We start from the raw sequence: 25,484 nt of genomic DNA on the forward strand, positions 1-25,484 counted from the left end.
AAAAGGTGAACGCGATCAGGAATGCCATTGCTCCCAGGTTTCCTGTGAAATGGCTTCCATCTCTGTCTTTCGGTCACGGCCCATCAAGGCTTCCACCGCATTACGCGGTGTTCTTCCCTTGAACAGCACATGATAAATCTGGTCCGTAATCGGCATCTGCACGCCTAATTTAAGCGATATCGCATAAGCAGCTTCCGTTGTCCGGATACCCTCCACTACCATGCCCATGGACTCAAGTACCTCTGCCAGCGGCTTGCCCTGGCCCAGCATGGAACCTGCACGCCAGTTGCGGCTGTGCTGGCTGGTCGCCGTCACGACAAGGTCACCGAGTCCGGCAAGGCCGGAGAAGGTCAGCGGGTTCGCCCCCAGCTCTACACCGACACGGGAAATCTCGGCCAAGCCGCGGGTAAGAAGCGCTGCTTTGGCATTGTCCCCGAAGCCCAGACCGTCGGATAGCCCTGCCCCCAGCGCGATGATATTCTTCAGTGCGCCAGCCAGCTCTACGCCGACCTGATCGCGGTTGGTATATACCCGGAAGTCATTGTTAATGAACAGCCCCTGCGCTGCAGCGGCACGGCTATCGTCAGGTGAAGCCACCACAACGGTAGTCGGACAGAGCCGTACTACTTCCTCCGCGTGACTCGGGCCGGAGAGGACAACGACCTGACTTTCATTGCAGCCAAGCTCTTCTGAGATCACTGTCGACATACGCTTCATGCTCTCCGTCTCAAAGCCCTTCGTAGCATGAATACAGAGCATATCTTCCTTCCAGAAGGGCTTCAGGCTGTGCGCAACCTGGCGCATTCCGGAAGAAGGCGCAACAATAACTACTGCCTTCGAACCGGAAACAGCCGTCTCCATGTCCGTAGTGGCAATAATGTTCGCAGGAAGAGTGATTCCCGGCAGAAAATGATGATTCGTATGGGCTTCATTAATCTCGGCAGCTTGTTCCGGCTTTCGCGTCCACAGATAAACCTCCGAGTGGTTAGCCGCCAGCACAGTGGCCAGCGCAGTTCCCCAACTGCCCGCGACCAGCACGGTTACTTTATCAGACAACGCGATTCGCCTCCTTAACTTTAGAGCCGATTTTGTTCTCCCGGCCCTGTGAAATCTTAAGTATATTGCTGCGGTGACGCCAGAACGCAAACAGTGCGATAATCAGGCTGCCCCACAGCTCAGGCGTTGTGAACCCGGTAAACAGCAGGAATACCGGTGTCAATGCCACGAAGATCAGAGAACCCAGCGACACATACCGGGTCAGAACGATTGCCAGAATAGCAATCAATCCCGCAATCAGTGCAGGCCAGAATACAAGCGTAGCCATTACGCCAATTGTCGTTGCAATGCCTTTCCCTCCGCGAAAGTGAAAATAGAGCGGCCAATTATGCCCGATGATAGCAGCGATACCACAGCCCACTGCAATCCAGGTTCCCCAGCCGCCGGCCCATGTTCCAAGCCAGACTGCGGCAATTCCCTTCAGTACGTCCAGAAACAGCACCAGTATGGCCGGTCCCTTCCCCATCACACGCAGTGTATTGGTTGCCCCCGCATTGCCGCTTCCATATTGGCGGATATCGATGCCTTTAAGCAGCCGGGCGAGCAATACACTGAAGCTGATAGAGCCAAGCAAATAGCTTACAACGATAACCAGAAGTTCAAACGCCACTACTCTTCTCCCCTAACCTTCGTTTTCGGATTTGCGCCGTGTAAAGAGACGGATCGGTGTGCCTTCGAAATTGAATGCCGCGCGCAGCTTATTCTCCAGATAACGCTCATAGGAGAAGTGCATCAGCGAAGGATCGTTGACGAATACCACGATTGTCGGCGGCTTCGTAGCAACCTGGGTTACATAATTGATGCGCAGACGGCGTCCTTTGTCTGTCGGCGGAGGATTGATCGCTACTGCATCGGATACCACATCGTTCACCAGATGCGTGGTAATCCGGAGTGCATGCTGCTGTGCAACATGCTGCACGACCGGCAGCAGCTTCTGCAGGCGCTGTTTGGTAAGCGCAGACAGGAACACGACTGGCGCATAACTCATGAACAGGAAGTGATCACGGATATTGCGTTCGAAATTCTGCATCGTCTTGTCGTCTTTCTCAATGGCATCCCATTTGTTGACGACAAAGATAGAGGCTTTGCCCGCATCATGGGCATAACCGGCAATATGCTTGTCCTGATCAATAATGCCTTCTTCACCGTTGATTACGACCAGTACAACATCAGCACGTTCAATAGCCTTCATGGCTCTCATCACGCTGTATTTTTCAGTGTTTTCGTAGACCTTGCCGCGTTTGCGCATGCCCGCAGTATCAATGAGCACATAACGCTGGCCATCCCGTTCAAACGGTGTATCGATCGCATCGCGTGTAGTACCCGCAACATCGCTGACAATTACGCGTTCTTCGCCAAGAATAGCATTCACCAGCGAGGATTTACCTACATTTGGACGGCCGATCAAAGCTACACGAATGACATCATCGTCATATTCCTCATCGGTTTTATCAGGCAGACGTTCAACAACCGCATCCAGCAGATCTCCGATTCCGGTTCCGTGGCTTCCTGAAATTCCGATCGGGTCGCCAATTCCAAGACTGTAAAATTCATAAATATCCTCGGTGCGTTTCATGTTATCCACTTTATTAATAGCCAGAACGATCGGCTTGCCGGAACGGAAAAGAATCTGTGCTACTTCTTCATCCGAACTCGTAAGTCCGCTCTTCGCCTCGCACATAAAGACGATGACATCCGCTTCTTCGATCGCCAGCTCCGCCTGAACGCGGATCGACTTCAGAATGGCGTCTTCACCGTCAATTTCAATCCCCCCGGTATCAATCACACTGAAGGATTTGCCGTTCCAATCCGAAACTCCATATATCCGGTCACGTGTAATCCCCGGTTTATCTTCTACGATGGCCAGTCTATCGCCAATCAGCCTGTTAAAAATCGTCGATTTACCGACGTTAGGCCTGCCAACGATGGCCACAACGGGTCTTGCCATATTCATTCCTCCTGTCTTCCTTACGTTACTCATCATAGCAAAAAACAATACAATTGGCTAACAGTCTTACAACTGTTCCGCCGCTCCATACTTGCCTGTAAAACACAATCGGCGAACCCTCTTATCGAGGGCTCGCCGATTACTTTACCCGTTATGATGAAATAACAAAGGGATTAGTTGTTACCCTTGAATTTGTCCAGCTTATCGCCGAAACGTTCAGCCAGTGTGAAGCTGAGGCCTTCATTGCTGAGCGATACGTTAGGATTGTTCAGCACTTCTTTAGGCGCTCTGTCTCTGCTGTTGCTGCGTTCAGGTCTAGCCGTAGGAGCCGGAGCTTCTTCGGTTTCCTTGATGCTGAGACTTACGCGCTTCTCGGATGGATTGAAGTCAAGCACTTTCACTTGTACTTCCTGTCCTTCCTTGAGCACTTCATGCGGAGTGCCAATGTGCTTGTGGGAGATCTGGGAAATGTGCACAAGGCCTTCAACGCCTGGAAGCAGTTCAACGAATGCGCCGAAGTTTACAAGGCGTTTAACTTCGCCTGTAACTACATCGCCGATGTTGATCTGACCAGCTGCGGAATCCCAAGGACCCGGAGCAGCGGCTTTGATGCTGAGGCTGATTTTGCCTTTTTCAGGATCAACCTTAAGTACTTTTACGCGAACCTTATCACCTTCGGATACTACATCGGATGGCTTCTCCACGTGGTTCCAAGCGATCTCGGATACGTGAACCAGACCGTCAACGCCGCCAACATCCACAAATGCGCCGAATTGAGTCAGACGTTGTACAGTACCTTCGATGATTTGTCCTTCGGACAGCTCGGACATGATCTTCTGCTTGTTAGCTTCGAATTCTTCTTCCAGAACTTCTTTAGCGGAAAGAATAACCTTGCTGTTCTCACGGTCAAGTTCTTTCACTTTCACACGCAATGTGCGGCCTTTGTAGTCGCTGAAATCTTCAACGAAGTGGCGTTCAACCATGGAAGCCGGAATGAATCCGCGCGCGCCAACGTCAGCCACGAGGCCGCCTTTGACAACGTCAGCCACAGTAACTTCGAACGATTCCTGGGAAGCGAAGTATTTCTCAAGATCTTCCCATGATTTTTCGCTGTCGATTGCACGTTTGGAAAGAACCAGGCTTTCCTTGTTGTCGTTGATGCTGACAACCTTGCATTCCACTTCTTGTCCTACTTCTACCGCTGCTGCGGCATTGTCCAGTTGTACGGAAGACAATTCGCGAATAGGAATGACGCCGTCGTATTTATATCCAATGCTTACATAAGCTTGGTTATCTTCGATTTTGACGATCGTTCCTTTCACGGTATCGCCTTTTTTCAAAGAAATGATTTCCAGGCCTTCTTGGCTTGTCACTTCTTCTTCGGTACCCGTAACAGCTTCTGCGGATTCCACAGCTTCTGTTGCTTCCACGGTTTCGTTGTTCTCAACGTTATCCGCAGCTTCTTGATTTTTGATTTCTTCAGACATGTGATTACCCTCCTCGATTCAAAACCCCATTTATTTAAACCCGCGTATAGCAGAGTTCAAAACAATCATCAATTGCACTTTGTACGTTAGTATGTTCCAAAAAATAGCGGTTATGCTATTAATCATCTGCGATTCGCAGATGCAGGGCGCCCGGGCTTAACGCGTACTGGGCTTGCCTGTTTGGATCATCTCTTGGATACGCCCCATAATAACATCGGTTACCGCTTCCAGAGATTCACTTCCTGCTCCTTCAAACGAACTGAGATCTATGGGAGCCCCGTAAACAACAGTCATCCGGCGAAAGGGCTTGTAAGATCCGATAATAGCTGCAGGTACAACGGCTGCGCCGCTGCGAAGGGCAAAACTTGCTGCGCCTTTCTTAGCTACACCGGAGTCAGAATTGCGCGTGCCTTCCGGAAAGATGCCCATAACATTTCCGCCGCGAAGCGTATTAAGGGCCGTTTTTATGGATTCTTTGCTTACGCCGCCACGTTTGACAGGAAAAGCGCCCAGTTGCTTAATGAGCCAGCCTAATACAGGAACATTAAAGAGCTCCGCCTTGGCCATGTATTTCACCTGTCGTTTCAGCTTAATCCCAATCGTCATCGGATCGAGCAGGCTGATGTGATTTGCGCAGAGCAGTACTCCGCCCTCCTTTGGCACATTTTCTCTTCCCACAATCTTAAGCGGGAACAGTATGGCATAAATAAAGCGAAGCAATCCACAGCAAATTGCATAAATCATAGATGATTTCTCTCCCCGTCAACATAAGTTCTGCAGTGGGAGACGATGGCTTCCACGGCCTGACCGATATCCATATGGGTCGTATCCAGAAGAACAGCGTCTTCGGCACGGCGCAGCGGTGAAATCTCACGGCCCTCGTCAAGACGGTCCCGCGCTGCAATATCATGTTCAAGCTGCTGGAGAGTCACTGTTTCCGTATCCTTCAGTTCCTTGTAACGACGGAGAGCACGCTCCTCCACACTTGCCGTCATGAAAATTTTCACTTCGGCATCCGGCAGTACGGTTGTACCGATATCCCGGCCATCCATTACGACTCCCTTACGGAGTGCCATCTGGCGCTGCAGCTGGCTGAGTCTGGATCTTACACCCTCGATCTTCGAATACTGCGACACTTGGCCGCTGACCTGAAGACTCCGGATATGCGGGGTCATGTCTTCCCCATTAATCAACACTTTCTGCACGTCTTTCTCCGGAAGAAGATCAATATTCATGTCCTGGATCCTCTGATCCACCAGTTCATGCTCCTCCGCAGATATGCCTTCACGAATCATATACCAGGTGATCGCCCGGTACATCGCACCCGTGTCTACATAAATGTAAGACAGCTCCCGTGCTACCAATCGGGCTACAGTACTCTTGCCTGCCCCGGCAGGTCCGTCGATGGCGACGTTAATTCTGTCGTAAGTATGTGTCCCCTGCCTGTCCAACGGGGCATTCCTCCTCAAACACTCTTCCGCAGGAAATATGCCTATCGACATATCTCTCTAGGGACTTGCTGATATTATCAAGAAAAAAGCAGGCATTGCCTGCGACTTATAAAATTATACCACAGTTTATACCTCAGTGCAAAATGACTCGGAGGTTTTTGAGGAGAAAAAAGCTTATATTGATGCCTTTTGGGGAATCCCCGCACAGTCCTGTCACCGGTTACGGAAATCAAATTGGCGTTCAAAACAGTAACGGATTATTTTTTGGCGTTCCGAATCGGAAATGGACGAAAACTTCAGCATGACCAGATTACGTCCGGTTTCGAGCTTTTTGATCCGTACAATTTCGCCTTCGAAATTAACATGCTCCGTGCTGCCGTTTCGGTACGCTACCAGCAGCCAGCAGCCTAGCTTATCTCCAACTTTCAAAGTAATTTTGGCATCGCTTAAGAATGAGGTCCCCCCGCCGCCGATATCCTCAGTCCGCACCAGAAAGCGGCTGCCCAAGGAATCTTTAACAGCGAGCTCCAGCTCGGCATTCACGCGGAAAAAGCTGCGGCGCTGAATTTTGAAGATGGATTCCACAGCAGGCTTGCGCAGGCGCACCATCCGGATAACCTCTTCCTTGAAGCCAATTACATGGGTGTTGAAATAATTCTTAATGCCGCCTTCTGTAAGAAAATAAACAGACAGCTCATCTCCGACAAACAGTTTTTTCAGCCGCCCGTTACTCTCCTGCATGGGGATTTCTATCAGAAAAGTATCTTCCTCCATGTCAGCAATTCTTGCCCGGTATTCGACCTCTGACTCCGCTGCATCGCTGGAAGCAACCTGCAGGTATAGATATTCGTTGATTTTGGGATACACACCTGTCACCGCCGCTTGAGTTAGTAATTAATGCTAACCCGATTATAGCATGGCCTTTCATGCCCGGTCAGAAATATTATTTGGGCCAAGTGGTTAAATACCGTTATCCGGCCAGCAAAAAAGGCGCTTTCCACTTTTGGAAATGCGCCTTTTCTTAAAGTTTAGCTTACTCTGCCTGTATCTCCGGTTATTTGTCCTGTGCTCCGGAAGAGGTACGGATCTGCTCTACCGCTTCCTCATTACCGTCAGCAGCATTCAGGTAGATCCGGAACTGTGAGCCGTTGATTTTGCCTCCGAATTCATAGGTCAGCAGCTCTTCAGCATCTTCATTCTCAATCCAGGCCAGCCTGTTATACAGCTCCTTGAACTCCGGGTTCAGCATGGCTCTGACTTCGGCCAGGGACAGCTCCGGCTTAGGAATCACGCGCTTCTCCTTATGCTCCTGCACATAATCGCTGGCCTGGAATCCGGTGGCTTCTCCCGTGTCCAGTCCGACCCGTACCGTCATCTTCTCCGGATAGATCAGGACACCGTCCTGGCTGGTAACAAAGGTTAAGTTGCCCAGGTTATCATATCTGTCTGCACTGACTGCGGTCATGCCGGGATAACCCTTCTTCTCCAGAAACTTGCCGGCCTTCTCCACGGCCTGCTTCATGGACACCTTGGCCGGACCTACCTCACGGTTGTCGTTGTAGGAGATCAGCAGCCCGCCTTCTGCGGTGAAATCCATGGTGACCGGCTCTTTATGCTCCTTAGATGTGATTGTAGCCGTATAGGATGCCCACTCGGTTCCTTTACCGTTCTCCTGCATCTTCACATTGGCATTCCCGCCCAAATCGGCGAATTTCAATGCCTTGGCTTTGATCTGCTCTGCTGTGACGGGCTTGCCGCCCAGCTTCTTGACTGAACGCTTATCATAGATGCTGGCTACTGAAGGTCCATAGTCCAGCTCAGGATAGGCAGCAACCCGTTTGTCGACTGTTTTGAACCCGTCAATGATCGTGTTGTCTTCCGCTTTCTCCTCTGTAGCAAGTGCCGTTTCTACGTCCATCCAGCGCAGCCTGTTGCTGATGACTTTGTTCTGAACATCCTGCAGATCCTTGGAGATCTCCGCCGAATTCGCATAAAGTGTCTTCAAGTTAGCCATTTCACCTTCGGTCAGCGGCTTCTTGGTGAAATCCCGTACCGCTGCCTTATAGGAGAAATTGGAGATCTTCGAGAGGAATTCCTCCGTCTCACTGAACGGCAGCAGCGTAAGCGGCAGCTGGTTGATCTCGTTCTGCGCCTCGCTTGTAATCCGCCATACATTCACCAGACCCTTGCGGTGCATTCCATTGGAGGTGGTGTTGACCGCCAGCGTGTTACCCAGCTCTCCATGAAGCCGCTCCACATGATAGGACAGATCATGGAACGCACGCTGATATTGGTTCTCCGCTTTAATCAGAATCGAATTCTTCTCCTGGTTCTCCTGATACCCCCAGACCAGTGCTCCAAGCAGCAAGAGTGCGGTCAGCGGGAACATTATGGCGCTTAATCTTTTGTACATAGGTCCGTCAAACTCCTTTCAGTAGCTTATTGCCGTTAGTTTGACAATAACTGAGAAGTCTTATGCACCCATGCGGAAACAGTTGCGCCGTTCTTTAAAGGACGGGAGTTTCAGGGAAAAATAGAAATTCTTCTATTCGGTTAACAGCTGTCAGGCCCGCTCTTCAATATCGAAACCGCTGACACTGCTGCACAAGCATTGCTTGAAGCCGGTCTGAATGACTCCCTGCTCCTTGTTTCCTCTTAATATGTAGGTTTCGCCGCACTGTTTGCAGACAATCCGAACTTTTACACGCAAAAAAAGACACCCCTCTCCTCTCTGGAATTCCTAGCCTTACGGAACTGCCCTGTAGGATTAAGTGTGTCCATCTCTATTATAGGTTAACCTCTTCCTCCCGCTTCAAAAAACGAAACGGGGAGCGGCTGTTGGCCCGCGCCACCTTGCCCATCCCTCCGTACCATAAAACAGCCATCAGGGGCACGATGAACCAGATCCAATAATTAGCCGTAGTTGTCAGTATAAAATCATAAATCCCGTGCCAGAGCCATGGCAGCAGCAGGGAAATAAGCAGAATCCCTCTGGTCTTGACTCCTTTTGAAAACTTGGCCCTTCCCATATGATATCCCATAATCACGCCAAACATGGCATGGCCGGATACCGGGAGCAGCGCCCTCATGACCATTGAACCGATTGAAGCATTGCTGTACCAGGCATACATTACATTCTCTATCGTTGCGAAGCCGAGCGAAATCGCCACGGCGTATAGTATTCCATCATAGGGCTCGTCAAATTCGGTATGATTGTAAATCATATGGTACAGCACAAACCACTTCAGACCTTCCTCCACGCCGGAGGAGATCAGAAACGAATCTACATAAGGGCCGCCGTCCAGACCAAGCACAAGACCTCTCTGGATAATCATCACCGGCAGTACTATAATCAGGCCGAGCAGGAACACCTTCAGCACCATGTGGAGCGGCTCCTGATCATACTTGTCTTTCAGATAGAAAAAAGTCAGCAGCGCAAGTCCCGGTGCCACTGCTGACGAAATGACCGATAACAAAAGCACCGAATAGCCTCCCCCGCGCCTAAAAACTAGTATCTTTCTGAATTTCAATCCAGGGCTGAACTACTGCCCGTCCTTAAATACGATCGTCTCCCGTCAGCAAAACCTCAGGGAAGGGCAGTTAAGCCGATGCTTCCTTGCCCTTCTCCGTCTTTATTCCTGGCGTTTAAAATGAGTGCATAAGGTCTCGATTGCATTCTCCGCCATCACTGTCTTGCCGTATTCAGCCAGAACAGCCTGAGTAACCGGAGATGAATCTCCAAACTCTGCAAGCACGCCTACAAGACCCGATAATGCCGCTTCTTCGAATTCCTTCGGATCAAAGTAGAGATACCATTTATCATTATAAGAATACAGCTGTCCTTGAGAAGTAATATTGCCGATGAGCACATGGGCCGCTTCAACCAGAACCTCAAAATCGCGGAATGCATACACAATGGAGTCGCTTTGTTCAAGAGTAACTTCCATCTCGTAAATCTCTTCAGGCAATTCATCTTCCCCGGGACCACCGTACGAATGGTGATCATATTTCCCCCGGGTCACAATAACGACCATGCCTTGCGCGGGCAATGCGAAAACTTCCACGGCAAGCGGACCGGTAGCGTCAAAACCAAGTTCACTGTACGCCTGATCCATCATTTCCGTAAAGAGGTCGTGCACCTTGGGAACTTCCTGCCACATGTCTTCCTTCTGGATGCCCCGCTCGCTCAGGTCGTCAAAAGTGAGGAAAATCCGTATCTTATCTTGACTTAATCGCTCTATTCTCATGACAGGATCCTCCTTTTGCAAGCTCATTTAGTATTAATGTATGATGAGTCCCGAGTAATGAGCCAAAAATGGTTACTATGTATGTATGTTATCATTTTGACGCTACAAATGCACGTAAATAAATATAGAAAAGGCCCAATTTACTGCCCAATATCTGCAAAGCCCGGCTTCACCGCCTTTTCGTTGTATGCACATGCATGTATTCGAAACCTCTTCGCGGGCAGAAAAAAGAATCATTCTGGCGACTTTGGTGTCTCCAAAATGATTCTGCAGCGGCCTATTCCGGTTACAATCCCGGTATGGCTGTATGTGTATCCTTGAGAATCTGTTCTACTTCATGTTTCACATCGGGATTGCTGCGGATGAAGTCTTTGAGCATATTCAGGTTGGATTCTTTGGACTTCACCGGTGAATCCTCCTGCTTGTGTTCGCTGCTGCCGGAAGCATGAGAGCCGTTATCATGGCTGCTGCCCTCAGCGGTACTTCCGAAGCCGGTCATAGCCATTCCCATAATTTTGTCCTTGGCTTTCTCACCGGCACTTTCTGAAGAACCGCCCGTGTGAAGCAGTGAAGACATCATGGCACTGCGTTTTTTGGACATAATCATACTGGCGGCCGCACCCATCAGCACTCCGCACAGAAATGACGAAGTATTCATATCTCTAACCTCCTTGTATGGTAAAATCATGCTTAGTGTTCGCGGAAAGATTCCGGCTCATACAGCCAAACAACAAGAAAGCGAGATGAAAAAAGTGGGTAAAGCAACAACACTGCTGCTCCTGGCTGCTTTTCTGCTGTCAGCTTGCAGCAACAACGACGGGAATACAGGCAACACCGCTGCGGGGAACGCATCACAGCCTCCGGCTACAGTACAGCCTGCCACTGACCAGCCTGCCTCTGCTCCGGCTCAGACGGACTCTCCTGCCGGGGAATCCCCCGCTGCGCAGGCAACTCCTGCCGCAACAACAGATGCGGCAGTTACAGCAACCGCTCAGCCAACCGGGGCGGCAGCTTCAGAGGAAGTACCGCTGCTGTACCATATGAACAAAAACTACGACATCATCCCGAACGATGCCGCAACCAACAAAAAGGTCGTCCTGCTGACCTTCGATGACGGGCCCAAGGATGCGGAATTAATCAATCCGCTGATGGATACGCTAGACAAGCACAAGGCCAAAGCCATTTTCTTCGTCAACGGATACCGGGTGAAGGAGCATCCTGAGCTGCTTGAGCTGATTCATAACCGCGGCGGCATTATCGGGAATCACAGCTGGGATCACATTGTGCTGAAGGATAAATCCGAAGCTGAAGTTAAGAAACAGATTGAAGATGTGCAGAATATTGTCAAGGAGGTCACCGGTCAGACTCCCGTGTTCTTCCGCCCGCCGCACGGTGCAGGCGGTGACGTCGGCAAAAAAATCGCCGCTGACAATGGACTGCTCTATATGACCTGGTCTGTCGGCTCGCTGGACTGGGAGATGAAGGAAAAGGACACGAATAAAACGGAAAAACTGATCACAAATGTTACCAGCCAGCTGCATTCCGGCAGCAATATTCTGATGCATGAGCTCCCGTGGACCGTGGAAGCGCTGGATACACTGCTGACTACGCTTGAGGGCAAAGGCTACAGCTTTGTCGATCCGCGCAGCATTGAACTGAAAATGCGTTAAGTCTATCTGAAAACCGCAAGACAGCAAGGCCGTGATTCTCCTGTTATTGGGGAATCACGGCCTTGCGTTTTTGATCCACCGTGGCTTGCTTTAGCATAGGATCGGCAAGCGAAAGCCAACCGACCCCAAGTGTCACTTTTTCCATGTGCGAAGCAGAACGCACCTGAAGCCCCAATTATACTTCAGATGTCCAAATACACTACCACTCCCCCATTTCCTGCATACTTGGTGCAGCGTTTCCCCAAACAAAGGTGTAGCAATTGGCATTCGCCTCGCCAGAAACCGAAGCACGGCGTTATATACCGCTTTGAGGACATTCCTCATCCATCCGCTCAGAGCGGAAGCAATTAATTAAGCGTTCGAAAGTCGGGTCGCTGCCGAGCGGTTTCTTTTAATGTGTGTTTTTTAAGATTGAAGATTCGTATTTCGCTTAAACAGTGGAGAGGACGGACTGACCCGCGGAAAAGCGGTAGCGGTCGCCTTGGTCTCCGGATTTCCACCGCCAAGGGGAATGATAAAAATCTGGAGAGCACAGCGATTGGAACAACGGTCCGTTCGCGGAGCGTCCAATCAAGTGCAAACGTTGATCTTACTCAAAAAAAGGAGACTTCTCAGAAGCCATTACATGGCTTTTGAGGCAGTCTCTTAATTGTTTATAAGTGTTAATCCTGCCTGCAGCGGAGTGTAAGTACATGCATCTCGGCCGGGCTGCCCCAGCGCAGCGATAAGTGTGCAGTCCCGAAGCCACGGCTGATCAGCAGCTTCAGCGGGTGAGCGGCAGTCCCATACCCGGGAATTTCGTACATGCCGGCATTATAGTGACGGTAGAATTCATCCCCATGCCTGCTTCCGATAAAGGGAAGCACCACTTGTCCGCCATGTGTGTGTCCAGCCAATATCAGATCAGCGGGCACCACCTGCTGCTGGGACAGCCACAGCGGATCATGCACCAGGATGATCCGCAGGAGCTCTGTATCTGCGGCAGCCACGGGCGGCAGTGCTGCATAAGCCTTCTTGCCGCCTTTTCTCGGGAAATCCATGCCGGTGAGTATTACCCTTGACCCGGACCGTTCAATAGTCACATTCTCATCCAGCAGCAGTCTGGCTCCGCTGCCGCGGATGATATTATCGACAAGCAAGATATTCGCCCGGTAATCATGATTGCCATGAACTGCGTAGACAGGCGCCAGAGAAGCTGTAAGCGTCATATTATCCAGCAGGCGCTCCGCCGGACTGCCCTTTTCCGTCAGATCGCCGCCCAGGAAAACTGCATCCACCTTCCCGCGGAGCGGTGCCAGCATTGCAGCCGGAAGACGGCGGCGGTGAATATCGGTAATGAACAGAATACGGAAGCCGTCAAAAACAGCCGGCAGTCTGTCAAGCACTATTTCCTCGGCAATAATGCGTTTTTTGAAGGCTGCGGCAACCATGACTATACCCGCAGTCCCCGCCACTCCAGCACAAGCGCTCAAGAGAATCAGCAGCCACATCATTGCCATAGCTCATGCAGCGGAGGTGCTCCTTTTATTCCCCAGAACAATAGAAAAGCGAGCAGCATTACAAATATGACGATCAGCGAGTTAATAAACATTTTGCTGAAACGGATTCGTTCGGACGGATAACTCTGCGCCCGGGAGGGGGTTGCCTCTCCTTCCTGCTGCTCCACTTCACGCTTCGGTTTCCTGGAGGTTGGCTTCTCAGCATGTCGGACCTTTCTCGATAAAGTTCCTGGAGCAAGGACTGGAGCTTCCAGCTGTCCGGCAGCTGATTCGGAAGAACCATTTCCATTATTTTCTTTGACAGGAGACTGTCCTCCGCCCTTATACTGTTTCTGGCGGGATCTTACCCGGCTTAGTTCTTCGCTCATGATGCCCTCCTGTAACGAATCACCATTCCTGAGAACAAATCTATGAGGAAGTGGCACAGGATCGGTGCCCATAGACTGCCGGAATGGATATAGATGTAGCCGAGACCGTAGCTGCTGAGAAATACCCAGCCGGTTGGAATCCAGTGGCGCAGATAACGCACATGAATAACAGCAAAGAGAATGCTCGTCCAGTACGGCCCCAGTGAATGCTGTATGGCGCCACGGAACAATAGCTCTTCGCATACTGCGACAATCGCTGCAATGACAATAATATGCCACAAAGGACGGTTGCCGAACAGCAGCTCATTAATCCCCCCGTCATCCATGCTGTCCTCAGGTACAATATGGGTCAGCAGGAAATCAACAACCAGCATAACAGCAGCAAGTCCAAGGCCCCAAAACACAAAATGTGCATTCTCCGGAAAATTTAATATGTGAATAGGATTTCTTTTCTGTAATAATATCCATATCAAACCGATAAATAGAGTAAGGCCCTGAGTAATATACAGATTTATTAACAGCAGCTTGTCCGTTAACTGCTGAGGATCGGCCTTTTTGATTTTGATTTCACCCAATTTGAATTTTTTCATCGTAACCTGCCTGTTCTTTAATATTTTTACATAAGATAATTTCCCTATACGAAGGAGCACTAATTATGAACAGCCGTACCTCCCGCACTCAAATGTTGTACACACTAGGTTTTATATTGTTTCTAATATCCGCATTCGCCTCATTTTTTACGGGAGTAAAGGTTGGAGCAGACAAAACGGAGGCCAAATATGCACAGCTGGCCGGGCATGAAGTTACGGAGGAATTCTCCGGCTCCTACCAGCAGCAGGATCTTGTTACGTTCTATCATAACGTATTTTTGCCCTATCGGGAATTCAAGCGCAACTGGAACGATCAGGTGGACAGCCTTGCACGCAGCACAGATGCACGGCAGAACGCGGCAACGTTGAAGAACCTCAGCATTCTGGCCGACAAGCAGTATGACAAGGTCACGCAGGATTCCCTCTTCACCAATTCGCCGCTGCTGTATGAGTCACAGCTTAACGTCCTTAAGAGCCTGACTCTCTTCTCACAGGCTTCAGGGAAGGTCACTGCCGGATCTTCAGGAGCCGAAGCCGCCAAGCTGCTGAGAAGTGATAATTTTACCGCCAGCGCTGTGAAATTCGGACTGACGGCCCAGAAGAACTTCTATGATTCTATGCTGAAGTGGGGAGCCAAGGCCAACTCTGCTATACCCGATGCCTCCGGGGAACTGAAGACACTGACTTTCATTCAGTGGAAAAAGATGCCTTTGCTCCTCAAGAATGCTTCTATCGCAAACATAATGCTGAACCGCGGAATTTATGCCGGCTATGACCCGCAGGATATTACAGCCAAAATCGACGATATGATCTATTCCGGAACCGCCAGTTCCCTGAAGCTTGGGGATATCCAGTCGTCGGTCACCCTGCTCATTTCTACCGGTGCCGTGCAGGAGCAGGACTTCATTAAATGGCGGGAGCAATATTACGGCAAGGAAACGATGCCTCAGCTCCCTTTCTTCTATGAGTAGGACCAGTTATTGCATCATAACGAAAAACAGGGCTCACTTCAAGGCGGCCCGCCGCAGAAGAAGCCTATTGACACACTTGGCATCACCATGTTACATTATGAAAAATTAATCAAGCAAAACCGATGATGGAACAAAGATTACTGATGTCTTCAGAGAGCCGGTGGATGGTGCAAACCGGTGGCAGACGGAAATCTTTAGCGCTCCTGAGATATTGTATTGAACCTTGAGTAGATACAATCGGATCACCTCCGTTACCAGTGTGGCCTATTCAGGCCAATGAGGCTGCTTCTTAACCGTTGCAGTGAATTAGGGTGGTACCACGAGAACTCTCGTCCCTTACTACGGCAGTAGTATGGGGTAGGGAGTTTTTTTTGTACCCGGATTCTCTAAATCTGCCTACCCTGCCCATACACTGCCTGAATCAGCATTTCTGCACGCCTTTTCTTTTATGCGACAACGCGTTGCCCCGTTGTTCCAACAAATTTCAATCCTTTTTTATGAATCTGGTACTGCGGATTACCCCACCAGGGAATCCTTGGCATATATAATAGGCTTTCCAATTTGAAGGAGGACAAGAGACCATGTTTAAAGTATTAGTATCGGATCCGATCAGTGATTTGGGCATTCAGCAATTGATGGACGCAAGCGATGTGACTGTGGACAAAAAAACAGGACTTAGTGAAGACGAGCTTATTGCAATCATCGGCGAATACGACGGCTTACTCGTTCGCAGCCAGACAACCGTGACTGAGAAAATTATCGCAGCCGGTACTAATCTTAAAGTGATTGGCCGTGCCGGGGTCGGTGTGGACAATATTAAGCTGGAGGCAGCTACACAACGCGGTGTGGTGGTCATTAATGCTCCGGACGGAAATACGATCACCACCTGTGAGCATGCCTTTGCCATGATGATGGCACTGGCCCGTCACATTCCTCAAGCCTATGCCAAGACCATCTCCGGCGTATGGGACAAGAAGACTTTCCTCGGCGTAGAGCTGCGCGGCAAAACGCTGGGTGTGCTCGGCATGGGACGGATCGGCAGCGAAGTGGCAAAACGGGCCAAGGCTTTTGGAATGGATATTCTGGCCTACGACCCCTTCCTGACAGCTGACCGTGCGGAGAAACTGGAAGTAAAGCTGGCTTCGGTAGATGACCTCGTCCGGGGAGCAGACTTCATTACTGTTCACACACCGCTGACACCGGAAACCCGCCACATGATCTCCCGTCCGCAATTCGAAGTCATGAAAAAAGGAATGCGCATCATCAACTGTGCCCGCGGCGGTGTAATTGATGAGATGGCGCTGGTTGAAGCAATCGACAGCGGTATTGTTGCCGGAGCAGCCTTTGACGTCTTTGAGAAAGAGCCGCCGGAAGCGGATCACCCGTTCCTCTCGCATCCGAAGATTATCGTGACTCCGCATCTGGGTGCTTCGACCGTTGAAGCCCAGGAGAATGTTGCGATCGATGTATCGGAGCAAGTACTGCATATTCTGCGCAACGAACCGTTCATTAACGCCGTGAACATCCCTCCGGTTGCTCCTAGTGTAATGAACAAGCTGCAGCCTTACTTCACCCTCGGCGAGAAGCTCGGCAGCTTTGTAACTCAGATTACAGATGGAGCGATCCGCGAGATTCATGTGGAATATGCCGGTGACCTCTCCGACGTGGATACACAGCCGCTGACCCGCTATATTGTCAAAGGCGTGCTCTCCCGCCATTTTGCCGGGGATGTTAACATCGTCAACTCCATGCACCTGGCAAAGACGCGTGATGTTAACGTAGTAGTGACCAAAGCTTCCAAGACCAAGGGCTTCACTAACCTTATTACCGTTACACTCAAGGCTGAGCATGACGAAGAACGCCTGGTTGCCGGAACCCTGCTGCAAGGCTATGGCGAACGGATTGTGCAGGTTAACAAGTTCCCGGTAGATATCGCTCCGGAAGGTCATCAGATCGTCATTTCCCATAATGATAAGCCGGGTATCATCGGACTCGTCGGTACACTGCTCGGCCAGAACGACGTCAACATCGCCTCCATGCAGGTTGGCCGTAAAATTGTCGGCGGAGCTGCGATTATGCTGCTGACTGCTGACAAGGCTGTTCCGCAGGATGTACTGGTCAAGCTCGCCGGATTGCCGGAGATCAATACTGCGGAAGAGATCACTCTGCTGTAACTGAAGAACGCGGGCTTATATTCTTGGAATACCTGAGTTCAATATAAGCGCACCAAAAAACACTCTTGAGGAATGCCGGCCCGTGCCGGCATTTCAAAAGAGTGTTTTTGCATCCTCCGGCTTACGGGCTACTCCGGAATGTTAAATACCGGGACCCGCCGCCCGTCTGTGTCTGTATACCCATATTTCTCCGCCAGACTCCCCACCTGCTGGGGTCTGCCTGTCAGCTGCATCACCTCAGGATCAGCAGCGAGCGCCACGGCAGCCCGGCCGATGTACGCTGTAGACTCACTAGCCTGCAGCTCCTCTACCTCCTGCCAGTGCTCTTCATCCGTCTTCATGCTCTCCAGCACCAGTTCTGTACGCATCCAGCCAGGCGATAAGGGAATCACAGCGATCCCATCCGCAGCCAGCTCAAGGGACAATCCGTAGGCCATGCGCACAAGCGCATTTTTGGACAGATCATAATAGAAGTTCCCTACATATTTATACTGGTCCCAGAAGGTGGTATGAATGATTAGCTTCCCGGTTCCAGCACCTGCACCTTCACTGCGCATCAGCGGAATAGCATAATAGTTAGTCATGAGCTGCGCTCTGACTCCGGCATTGAACATATGGTCCCAATGAGCAGCGGGGAGCTCCCAGAAGGGCTTGTTCTCAATCGGAAGATTATTGCCTCCCCAGACATTATTGACCAGAATATCAAGCTTGCCCTGCTCCGCGGCAATCTGCCGGATCACAGCTTCCGTCTCCGCGTCATTGGTGTGGTCACAGCGGATATACGATCCTTCTCCGCCGAAGCTGTGAATCTCACCGAGTACACCGGCAAGTGTCCGTTCGCCCCCTTCCTGCATTGAACCGGCGTTTCTACCCGTAAAATACACATACGCACCTGCGCGGGCCAGCTCCAGGGCGATGCCTCTGCCCGCTCCCCTGCTCCCGCCTGTAACTAATGCAACTTTCCCCTGCAACTCTGTCATTATATCCGCTCCTCTCAGCTTTCATCAGATGATCATGAAGTTATCTTTTATTAATATTAACTTTTATATATGACATCAACTGACATATATATATGATAAACTTAAAATATGTTCTGCTTAAGCATTTCATTATAACCAGGAGGCCATCATCCATGAGAGCAGACCGACTATTATCCATTCTGCTGCTGCTGCAAAGCCGCGGTAAAATAAGCTCCCGCGAGCTGGCACAAACGCTGGAGGTTTCCGAACGGACCATCTTCCGGGATATGGAGTCACTGAGCATCTCCGGCATTCCCGTGCTGGCAGAACGCGGACGTGAGGGGGGCTGGAGGCTGGCTGAGGGTTACCGGACCTCCCTGACAGGTATGAAACCCAAAGAGATTGGTGCACTGCTGCTGCCGGCAGACCCTGCAATTCTGCAGGCGCTGGGGATTCAGGAGGAGTTCTCTTCCGCTGTCCGCAAGCTGCAGGCCGCTGGTGCAAGACAGCCCGCTACCGCCTTCAGCCTTCTTAATGAGCGTATTCATATTGATGGTGCGGGCTGGCATCCGTCGGGCGAAACCTATCCCAGTCTCACTGCATTACAGGAGGCTATATGGGAGGACCGTAAAGTGAAAATTAGTTACATGCGCGGGGAGGAGAGATCAGAGCGGCTGATTTCACCCTTTGGACTCGTAGCCAAACGTGGTGTATGGTATACCGTAGCCGAAACAAGCGGTGAAATGCGGACCTACCGGGTATCCAGAATAAGTAGTGCTGAAGTCACGGATGAATATTTTAGCAGACCTCAGGATTTCAATCTGACACAATACTGGGAAGCCTCTACTATGGCATTCAAATCTGCATTGCCCCGCTATCCTGCCCAGCTGCTCGTGAAGGACAATATAATGAAGGATCTTATACAAGAACGTTATGTTTCCGTACTATTCCAGGAGCCTTCACCTTCACCCGGCTGGCACTCCGTCGAAGCCGAATTCAATACACCGGAGTCTGCCTGCCGAATCATCTTATCCCTAAGCCCAGGCATTAGAGTTACCGCTCCGGCGGAGCTTGCAGACAATGTTGCGGCCACTCTGCGGGAAGCGGCTGCATTATATGAAGACAATGTGTAAACATCCTCTTTTGGAGCAGCCCGGAAAGAAGTTTTATGTCAGTTCTTACAATAGACCGATTACGCTTTAATCCCCTATAATATTACAATACACAATATTTATTTCTAGGGGGAACTATAGTCTATGGACTGGATGAACAAGCTGCCGTTAAAACAAAGAATCGTTGCCGGATGTTACCTGGTTGCCGCTTTATTCGCTGTCCCTGTGTTAATTACGCTCATTGCAATGGGAAAGGTGATTATCGGTATTATTCTGATTGCGGTATTGGCTGCACTGACCTACCCGCTTGCGCGCTTCATTGAGAGAACGCTTACATCTTCATTTGAGGATATCTCCAATGTGACGCATACTATCGCCAAAGGCGACTTCACCAGCCGCGCAGACGAGAACGGATCAATGGGCGACATCAGCCGCTCCTTCAACACTATGATCGATAAATTGAAGAAGATCCTGACCGACGTTTCACAGCTTACCCGCCAGGTTATGGATGCCAGCCGGGGTATTGAGGACAAGAACCAGAACCTGAAGATCGTAATGGCACAGGTAGCCTCCTCCTCCAACGAACTTGCCCTGGGTGCGAATGAAATCTCGGTGGATATTGCCGACATGACGGAATCGATCAAAGATATCGAAACCAAAGTCTCCAATTATACGAACTCTACCAAGGAAATGAACAAACGCTCCACCCATACACTGGAGCTGGTTGAAAAGGGACGCCAGTCCGTAGACACTCAAGCCGAAGGCATGCGGAAGAATATCCAGGCTACACAAAAAGTAGCAGATACGATCGAAGCGCTCTCACAGAATGCCCGCGGCATTACCATGATCACCAAGACCATCACGGAAATTGCCGAACAAACCAATCTTTTGTCGCTTAACGCCTCCATTGAAGCTGCACGCGCAGGTGAGCACGGACGCGGTTTCGCAGTTGTAGCGCAGGAGGTCCGCAAGCTTGCCGAAGAATCAACCGCCTCCACCAAGGAAGTATTCGGGCTGGTACGCAGCATCGAAGCCGATATCAAGCAGGCTATCGATAACATCGCTATTAATGAAGAGGTTGTTCAGGTGCAGAACGAGATGATAACTGAGACCGCACATATTTTCGCGCAGATCGTACATAGTGTGCAATACATAACCGAGCAGATCTCCTCCTTCTCCGCTGAGAGTGATCTGATGCTGGAGAGTGCGCTCAAGATCTCCGGGGCAATCGAGAATATCTCGGCCATTACCCAGGAGACGGCAGCAGGTACCGAGGAGGTATCCGCGGCAATGAACGAACAAATTCATGCCCTGCAGTCCGTGGCGGAAGAGACCGAGAAAATGACACAATCTGTCTTCCAGCTGCAAAAAACAATCCATATTTTCAAATTCTAGCAGCAGCCCAAAGAGACCCTTTCCGCAGAGCAGTCTGCGGGAACGGTCTCTTTTTGGCATGAAAAAAGCAGATTGTAATGTAATATTCACAAAGTGTTAAAATAGTGCATAACCCTAAAATAACGCCTTTGCACTTCTTTACTGCTAATTCTTTATTACTAATAAACTAACATTATTTTAAATTTTAATCACCTATTTCTTAAGACCTATTTAAGGGTTCTTCCAGCCTATAATTCTAACACATCTGCATAGTTTCATGAGGTTCCTAAGATGTTATGAGGCTTATGGCTTATGCAGATTAAATTCTGTTCTATTTCTGCATTTGCATTATAAGACTTTGGTCTTCCAGACGCATCCATTTTCAAAAGTTTGAATATCTAATATTTCATCTCCTATTACATCTGAATATTCGCCAAATTTCGCGTTTTGCTGCAAAAGGCTTATTGACAAAAGGCGAGCGAGGAATATATTGTAAAGGAAAATTATCCTTCGCTGTATTGATAACAACATATGAGGCAAAATTCACCGAAAGGGAATGACGCAAAGCCATGGATCTACAGTCTCACTTATCCGGTGAGATCATGACAGCCAGGTTGCTGAAAAACTATGAACGTCCGGGAATCCGCGTTCAGTAATGGTGATTCGTGCAACAGGCCTGTGCTCCTATTTCGAGTACAGGTTTTCTATTGCTAGCATACAATCAAAAAACAACTTGTGGGGTGGATGTTCTGAAGACAGTTGCAGATTATATGGCGGAAGCATTACGCGATCTTGGGGTAACACATTCTTTTGGTATTATTGGCAAGTCCATTTGTCCTATAGCTCTCAAACTTGTTGACTATGGCATTGAGTTTATTCCCGGCCGGCATGAGTCCAGCTCCGGCTTCGCAGCAGGCGGCTATGCACTGAAAACAGGCAGTCTCGGGGTTGCCTTCGGCACTTCCGGTCCCGGCGGAACGAATCTGTTAACCGCAGCAGCACACGCCAAAGCCAACAATCTCCCGGTGCTCTTCATTACCGGTCATCAGTCCATTAAAGAGCTGGGGATTCCTCAGTGTCAGGATTCCACATCCTACCTTGCCGATTTGGCAGACATGTTCAGACCGGCCACTCTTTTCAGCAAGCTGGTTGAACGCGGCGACCATTTCAGTACGATTTTCAATCATGCCCTGTCTATCGCCCTTGGTGACAAGAAAGGACCTGTTCATTTATGTATTCCGTTTGATGTTCAGACCGAGCGTCTTGAAGAATGCCGGATTGTCCTTCCGCAGCGGGAAAGGCTCGTCAGCTACGCCAACTACGAACGGGTCATTTCAGCGATCAATGCTTCCAGCAGACCTCTGATCATTGCCGGTAAAGGAGTCAACCGCTCCGGTGCGCACAAGGAACTGGTTCAATTGGCCGAGACCTTCAACATACCTGTAGTAACCTCCCCCGGCGGTAAAGGAGCCATTGCTGCGGATCACCCGCTCTATCACGGTCCTGTGGGCGTTGGCGGATGTACGCATGGGGATGAGATGTTGAACAACAGTGATCTGTTTATCGTGCTTGGTTCGCGTCTGAGCGATATGACCATATGCAATCTTAAGAAGGAGAATCATCCGGATCAGCTGATCCAGTTTGATGTCGATCCAACCTTTGTCGGTAAAATATTGACTTCCGATACCATTTCCGTCGGCGGCGATTTGCGTGACAACCTGGAGCTGTATCTCGGCAAGATTGATCCGTCCACCATAACCAGACGTGAAATAGAGCTCTCCAATCACTATACTGAAGAGCTGCCTGTGCTGTCCAAGCTCTCGCTGGCTTCGGTAATGAGCACGATGAGCGATTTGATTCCATACAACAGCAGCGTGTTTGTTGATGACGGCAGCCACGGCTTCAATGCGGTCAAATGGTTCAACGTGAAGAAACCGGGGAGCTTTGTATTTGATGCCTATTTCGCCTGCATGGGGAATTCAATCGGCATGGCCATCGGTGCCAAGGCTGCTGCGCCGGAAGAGACGGTCTTCTGCATTACCGGTGACGGCTGTTTCATGATGCTCGGAACTGAAATTAACACAGCGGTTTGCAAGAATATCCCGGTTATTTTCATCGTTGTGAACAATATGCAGCTGGATATGGCACTTAAGGGTATGGAAAAAACAACCGGACGTATTGATGGAACCATCTTTGAAGTCCCTATGGATGCAGTGAAGTTTGCTGAGTCCCTGGGAGCCACCGGCTTCCGCGCAGAGACGCAAGAGGAGTTTGCCTCTGCAATCAGCCAAGCAGTTGAACTTAACCGCGTAGCTGTTATTGAGCTGTTGACTGACCGTGACGAAATGCCTCCTACGGCCCACCGTACACTGGATCTCAACTAGGCTGTATGTTACAGATTTCCTAACTTACTATCAGGAGGCAAACAAGTGAATATGAACGTAGACAGCGGACTGGACCATTTCACCAATCTTTCCGGGGACTATGGGGCCAAAGCCCTAGCTCCTATTAAAGAGCATTTTCCCGAATTAGCCGAGTATATCATGGGCAATGCATACGGTGATATTTTTCAGCGGACCACCATCGCTTCAGACTGGAAAGAAATTGCCGTCATCTCTTCTTTGATCACCATGGGACAATTTGAGCAGCTGGGTGTTCACTATGTAATGGCGCTCCGCGTGGGGATGACCGTTGATCAAATCAAAGGTATCCTGCTTCATCTGACACCTTGTATCGGCGCACCCAGAGTGATCTCGGCGTTCAATGTTCTGCTGGAGACGCTGGAAGAAATTCGATAATTAATAACACAATATTACATCATTCGACTTTTGTATTGCGTATTCAAGAAAGTTCTGGTTATAATGAAGGCAAAATATCCCAAAACCAAGTTCACTTTGTCGAATATCGTCGCAGGAACGTAGTTTTTTGGGATATCAACATGATGAATCATCAGGTCACTCTGAATAGTCATGCAATTAAAATTACGGGAGAGATGAACATGGGACAATTTATTTTGAAGACAGACAATGCGAAGAAAGTAATTAACATCGAGCTGGAAGGAACCTTCTCGAACGAGGACGGTCTTAAATCGATACAAGCCTATCAGCAGACCATCAATCCGATCAACCCATCCGAATATGCACTGGATATCGATTGCCGCAAGCTGAATGTAACCGCTCCTGATGTTGTGCCGTTGCTCGAAGGCTGCTTCATCATGTTCAAGGCAGACGGCTTCCAAAAAGTGAGCCTTACCCTTGAGAATAACCCTATTCTCAAAATGCAGCTGGCACGTCTGGGCCGCAAAGCAGGACTCGAAAACCTGGAAATCACGTCTACGGTACAAGCTTAGGTTAACTTATTTTTAAACCATTATTAGCGGTTTGAAACGCAGGATTCGCTCACGAAACTAAGTGTATGCTTACGGGCTACCCAAACTTTTAGGAGGTTTACTATGGCAGGGATTCGCATTAAGGACATTGATATCTATCATCCAAGCAAAAGCATCAGCAATGACTTCTTCATTCAGCACTTCGATGAGAAGGGAATTGATATCCGTGGCCTGCTGGCTGCTCTTGGCCGTGAAAACCGCTACAGTATCGACAGCAAGGATGAGAACTCCCTGACGATGGCTTTTGAAGCCGCAAGCAATGTACTGGACAAGACCGGCCTGACCGGCGCAGACATTGACCTGATCGCTTATGCAAGCCAGACTCCTGAATATATTTTCCCAACGAACTCATTGATGATTCACCGCCTGATTAATGGTGCATCGCATACGATCTGTATCGACAGTAATGCCAACTGCGCAGGAATGACCGCTTCGGTTGAACAGGTCAGCCGTCAAATGATGGCGAACCCAAGAATCCGCCGTGCACTTGTCATTGGTTCTGACTACGTTGCCCCGCATGCGGACAAGAATGACCCGGTATATTACGCCAACTTCGGTGATGCAGCTGCCGCGCTCATTCTGGAGCGTGACGAGAATTCGGTAGGCTTCATTGATTCGATCTATCAGACCGATACCTGCGTCTACGGCAACTCGCTGTTCCCGGCGGAAGGTTTAGCCAATCTCGGACGTACGGGTGTGGCTGCCGGAGAATTCAATGTGAAGTTCATCCCGTTCGATGATTCCATCTGTGTGGATGCTGCTTCAGAATCAATTAACACCCTGCTCAGCAATAACGGAATCGCACCTGAATCCATCAAGGCCGCCTGCTTCTCGCAGTTGTCACTTCCGAATATCAAGGCCGTTGCCGGCAAAACCGGAATTGACGCTGATGCAGCCGTCTACATCGGGGATGAATTCGGCTACACCTCCACCAGCAGCCCGTTTATTGCCCTGCACAAAGCAGTGACTACCGGACAGCTGGAACGCGGAGACAAGGTCCTGTTCTGGACAGTAGGCGCCGGATGGCAGAATGTCGCTTTTGTAATGGAGTATTAGTCCTAGCTGTTGAACTTATAGTTTCTTGTTGATATCCAAACAGCCCGCAGCAGAATTCCTGCCAGCGGGCTGTTTCTTTATGTATACGTCAGGGCCCGACTCTCCCCAGGCAGAACCTGCAGCGTTCATCCTGC

25 protein-coding genes, 1 riboswitch and 1 other annotated feature are annotated in these 25,484 nt (G+C 49.9%); of the genes, 9 read left to right on the plus strand and 16 right to left on the minus strand.

Annotation, left to right across the window (positions count from 1 at the left end; genetic code table 11):
• Positions 1–15 precede the first annotated feature (15 nt).
• From GC101_RS07170 to GC101_RS07225, 12 genes are all read right to left on the minus strand, one after another.
• On the minus strand, positions 16–1,056 hold the full coding sequence (locus GC101_RS07170) for an NAD(P)H-dependent glycerol-3-phosphate dehydrogenase (RefSeq protein ID WP_039301785.1): 1,041 nt from the start codon (positions 1,054–1,056) through the stop codon (positions 16–18).
• A complete protein-coding gene (plsY, locus tag GC101_RS07175) occupies positions 1,049–1,666 on the minus strand; it encodes a glycerol-3-phosphate 1-O-acyltransferase PlsY (protein WP_039301782.1) in 618 nt (205 codons plus the stop codon). The genes GC101_RS07170 and plsY overlap by 8 nt, the downstream gene beginning before the upstream one ends.
• 12 nt (positions 1,667–1,678) lie before the next feature.
• A complete protein-coding gene (gene der / locus GC101_RS07180; RefSeq protein WP_042138631.1) occupies positions 1,679–3,004 on the minus strand; it encodes a ribosome biogenesis GTPase Der in 1,326 nt (441 codons plus the stop codon).
• A gap of 173 nt (positions 3,005–3,177) precedes the next feature.
• Positions 3,178–4,491, minus strand: coding sequence for a 30S ribosomal protein S1 (gene rpsA, locus GC101_RS07185; protein WP_081970066.1), 1,314 nt, complete (start codon positions 4,489–4,491; stop codon positions 3,178–3,180).
• A 156-nt stretch (positions 4,492–4,647) separates the two neighbouring features.
• Entirely contained in the window at positions 4,648–5,235 is a 588-nt protein-coding gene (locus tag GC101_RS07190; RefSeq protein ID WP_171716689.1) for a lysophospholipid acyltransferase family protein, read from the minus strand.
• Positions 5,232–5,942 carry a (d)CMP kinase gene (cmk, locus tag GC101_RS07195; protein WP_171716690.1) on the minus strand — a complete coding sequence of 237 codons (711 nt, stop codon included), beginning with the start codon at positions 5,940–5,942 and terminating at the stop codon, positions 5,232–5,234. Before cmk ends, GC101_RS07190 begins: the two co-directional genes overlap by 4 nt.
• A gap of 213 nt (positions 5,943–6,155) precedes the next feature.
• Entirely contained in the window at positions 6,156–6,809 is a 654-nt protein-coding gene (locus tag GC101_RS07200; protein WP_171716691.1) for a flagellar brake protein, read from the minus strand.
• 187 nt (positions 6,810–6,996) lie between these two features.
• Positions 6,997–8,355 carry a germination protein YpeB gene (ypeB, locus tag GC101_RS07205; protein ID WP_171716692.1) on the minus strand — a complete coding sequence of 453 codons (1,359 nt, stop codon included), beginning with the start codon at positions 8,353–8,355 and terminating at the stop codon, positions 6,997–6,999.
• A 150-nt stretch (positions 8,356–8,505) separates the two neighbouring features.
• Positions 8,506–8,652, minus strand: coding sequence for a hypothetical protein (locus tag GC101_RS07210; RefSeq protein WP_171716693.1), 147 nt, complete (start codon positions 8,650–8,652; stop codon positions 8,506–8,508).
• A 76-nt stretch (positions 8,653–8,728) separates the two neighbouring features.
• The gene (gene prsW, locus GC101_RS07215) at positions 8,729–9,424 is read right to left on the minus strand and encodes a glutamic-type intramembrane protease PrsW (RefSeq protein ID WP_039301765.1); all 696 of its coding nucleotides are present in this window, start codon (positions 9,422–9,424) and stop codon (positions 8,729–8,731) included.
• A 150-nt stretch (positions 9,425–9,574) separates the two neighbouring features.
• Complete coding sequence (locus GC101_RS07220; protein WP_039301763.1) at positions 9,575–10,189, minus strand: genetic competence negative regulator; 615 nt, start codon at positions 10,187–10,189, stop codon at positions 9,575–9,577.
• Positions 10,190–10,475: 286 nt separating this feature from the next.
• Complete coding sequence (locus GC101_RS07225; RefSeq protein WP_171716572.1) at positions 10,476–10,847, minus strand: hypothetical protein; 372 nt, start codon at positions 10,845–10,847, stop codon at positions 10,476–10,478.
• Between the two features lie 85 nt (positions 10,848–10,932).
• On the opposite strand from GC101_RS07225, the gene GC101_RS07230 reads away from it, so the two are divergent.
• Complete coding sequence (locus tag GC101_RS07230; protein ID WP_246354208.1) at positions 10,933–11,859, plus strand: polysaccharide deacetylase family protein; 927 nt, start codon at positions 10,933–10,935, stop codon at positions 11,857–11,859.
• 662 nt (positions 11,860–12,521) lie between these two features.
• On the opposite strand, the gene GC101_RS07235 is transcribed toward GC101_RS07230, so the two are convergent.
• Genes GC101_RS07235 through GC101_RS07245 form a run of 3 tightly spaced genes read right to left on the minus strand, consistent with a single transcriptional unit; the run spans position 12,522 to position 14,316 of the window.
• Positions 12,522–13,352: a metallophosphoesterase gene (locus tag GC101_RS07235; protein ID WP_171716695.1), complete on the minus strand. Its 831-nt coding sequence runs from the start codon at positions 13,350–13,352 to the stop codon at positions 12,522–12,524.
• Positions 13,349–13,726 (minus strand): hypothetical protein, encoded by a 378-nt coding sequence (locus GC101_RS07240; protein WP_171716696.1) that lies wholly within the window; start codon positions 13,724–13,726, stop codon positions 13,349–13,351. The genes GC101_RS07235 and GC101_RS07240 overlap by 4 nt, the downstream gene beginning before the upstream one ends.
• Complete coding sequence (locus GC101_RS07245) at positions 13,723–14,316, minus strand: CPBP family intramembrane glutamic endopeptidase (protein WP_039301751.1); 594 nt, start codon at positions 14,314–14,316, stop codon at positions 13,723–13,725. The genes GC101_RS07240 and GC101_RS07245 overlap by 4 nt, the downstream gene beginning before the upstream one ends.
• 65 nt (positions 14,317–14,381) lie before the next feature.
• On the opposite strand from GC101_RS07245, the gene GC101_RS07250 reads away from it, so the two are divergent.
• Both GC101_RS07250 and serA read left to right on the plus strand, forming a co-directional pair.
• Positions 14,382–15,287, plus strand: coding sequence for a hypothetical protein (locus tag GC101_RS07250; protein WP_171716697.1), 906 nt, complete (start codon positions 14,382–14,384; stop codon positions 15,285–15,287).
• Between the two features lie 113 nt (positions 15,288–15,400).
• Positions 15,401–15,627, plus strand: a binding site (T-box leader).
• Positions 15,628–15,868: 241 nt separating this feature from the next.
• On the plus strand, positions 15,869–17,461 hold the full coding sequence (gene serA, locus GC101_RS07255; protein ID WP_171716698.1) for a phosphoglycerate dehydrogenase: 1,593 nt from the start codon (positions 15,869–15,871) through the stop codon (positions 17,459–17,461).
• Between the two features lie 128 nt (positions 17,462–17,589).
• On the opposite strand, the gene GC101_RS07260 is transcribed toward serA, so the two are convergent.
• Positions 17,590–18,441 (minus strand): SDR family NAD(P)-dependent oxidoreductase, encoded by an 852-nt coding sequence (locus GC101_RS07260; protein WP_171716699.1) that lies wholly within the window; start codon positions 18,439–18,441, stop codon positions 17,590–17,592.
• 152 nt (positions 18,442–18,593) lie between these two features.
• On the opposite strand from GC101_RS07260, the gene GC101_RS07265 reads away from it, so the two are divergent.
• From GC101_RS07265 to GC101_RS07290, 6 genes are all read left to right on the plus strand, one after another.
• Positions 18,594–19,553: a helix-turn-helix transcriptional regulator gene (locus GC101_RS07265; protein WP_171716700.1), complete on the plus strand. Its 960-nt coding sequence runs from the start codon at positions 18,594–18,596 to the stop codon at positions 19,551–19,553.
• 123 nt (positions 19,554–19,676) lie between these two features.
• Positions 19,677–20,927, plus strand: a complete 1,251-nt coding sequence (locus tag GC101_RS07270; protein ID WP_039301736.1) for a methyl-accepting chemotaxis protein — start codon at positions 19,677–19,679, stop codon at positions 20,925–20,927.
• Positions 20,928–21,431: 504 nt separating this feature from the next.
• A riboswitch (cyclic di-GMP riboswitch) is annotated at positions 21,432–21,528 on the plus strand.
• A 118-nt stretch (positions 21,529–21,646) separates the two neighbouring features.
• Positions 21,647–23,290 carry a thiamine pyrophosphate-dependent enzyme gene (locus GC101_RS07275; RefSeq protein ID WP_171716831.1) on the plus strand — a complete coding sequence of 548 codons (1,644 nt, stop codon included), beginning with the start codon at positions 21,647–21,649 and terminating at the stop codon, positions 23,288–23,290.
• 51 nt (positions 23,291–23,341) lie between these two features.
• Positions 23,342–23,704, plus strand: coding sequence for a carboxymuconolactone decarboxylase family protein (locus GC101_RS07280; RefSeq protein ID WP_216626509.1), 363 nt, complete (start codon positions 23,342–23,344; stop codon positions 23,702–23,704).
• A 200-nt stretch (positions 23,705–23,904) separates the two neighbouring features.
• A complete protein-coding gene (locus tag GC101_RS07285) occupies positions 23,905–24,255 on the plus strand; it encodes a hypothetical protein (protein WP_171716702.1) in 351 nt (116 codons plus the stop codon).
• Between the two features lie 102 nt (positions 24,256–24,357).
• On the plus strand, positions 24,358–25,350 hold the full coding sequence (locus tag GC101_RS07290) for a 3-oxoacyl-[acyl-carrier-protein] synthase III C-terminal domain-containing protein (RefSeq protein WP_171716703.1): 993 nt from the start codon (positions 24,358–24,360) through the stop codon (positions 25,348–25,350).
• Positions 25,351–25,484: the final 134 nt, after the last annotated feature.

Origin of the sequence: Paenibacillus phytohabitans (assembly GCF_013141775.1) — a bacterium.
Classification (GTDB): Bacteria; Bacillota; Bacilli; order Paenibacillales; family Paenibacillaceae; genus Paenibacillus_AQ; species Paenibacillus_AQ phytohabitans.

Bases quoted from the DNA above. Each gene is read 5' to 3' on its own strand.
- GC101_RS07285 (WP_171716702.1), top strand. From the start codon at position 23,905: ATGGGACAATTTATTTTGAAGACAGACAATGCGAAGAAAGTAATTAAC.
- GC101_RS07260 (WP_171716699.1), bottom strand. From the start codon at position 18,441: ATGACAGAGTTGCAGGGGAAAGTTGCATTAGTTACAGGCGGGAGCAGG.
- GC101_RS07245 (WP_039301751.1), bottom strand. From the start codon at position 14,316: ATGAAAAAATTCAAATTGGGTGAAATCAAAATCAAAAAGGCCGATCCT.
- GC101_RS07250 (WP_171716697.1), top strand. From the start codon at position 14,382: ATGAACAGCCGTACCTCCCGCACTCAAATGTTGTACACACTAGGTTTT.
- ypeB (WP_171716692.1), bottom strand. From the start codon at position 8,355: ATGTACAAAAGATTAAGCGCCATAATGTTCCCGCTGACCGCACTCTTG.
- GC101_RS07290 (WP_171716703.1), top strand. From the start codon at position 24,358: ATGGCAGGGATTCGCATTAAGGACATTGATATCTATCATCCAAGCAAA.
- GC101_RS07190 (WP_171716689.1), bottom strand. From the start codon at position 5,235: ATGATTTATGCAATTTGCTGTGGATTGCTTCGCTTTATTTATGCCATA.
- GC101_RS07265 (WP_171716700.1), top strand. From the start codon at position 18,594: ATGAGAGCAGACCGACTATTATCCATTCTGCTGCTGCTGCAAAGCCGC.
- GC101_RS07280 (WP_216626509.1), top strand. From the start codon at position 23,342: ATGAACGTAGACAGCGGACTGGACCATTTCACCAATCTTTCCGGGGAC.
- GC101_RS07270 (WP_039301736.1), top strand. From the start codon at position 19,677: ATGGACTGGATGAACAAGCTGCCGTTAAAACAAAGAATCGTTGCCGGA.
- serA (WP_171716698.1), top strand. From the start codon at position 15,869: ATGTTTAAAGTATTAGTATCGGATCCGATCAGTGATTTGGGCATTCAG.
- rpsA (WP_081970066.1), bottom strand. From the start codon at position 4,491: ATGTCTGAAGAAATCAAAAATCAAGAAGCTGCGGATAACGTTGAGAAC.
- GC101_RS07225 (WP_171716572.1), bottom strand. From the start codon at position 10,847: ATGAATACTTCGTCATTTCTGTGCGGAGTGCTGATGGGTGCGGCCGCC.
- der (WP_042138631.1), bottom strand. From the start codon at position 3,004: ATGGCAAGACCCGTTGTGGCCATCGTTGGCAGGCCTAACGTCGGTAAA.
- GC101_RS07230 (WP_246354208.1), top strand. From the start codon at position 10,933: ATGAAAAAAGTGGGTAAAGCAACAACACTGCTGCTCCTGGCTGCTTTT.
- GC101_RS07235 (WP_171716695.1), bottom strand. From the start codon at position 13,352: ATGATGTGGCTGCTGATTCTCTTGAGCGCTTGTGCTGGAGTGGCGGGG.
- GC101_RS07240 (WP_171716696.1), bottom strand. From the start codon at position 13,726: ATGAGCGAAGAACTAAGCCGGGTAAGATCCCGCCAGAAACAGTATAAG.
- GC101_RS07220 (WP_039301763.1), bottom strand. From the start codon at position 10,189: ATGAGAATAGAGCGATTAAGTCAAGATAAGATACGGATTTTCCTCACT.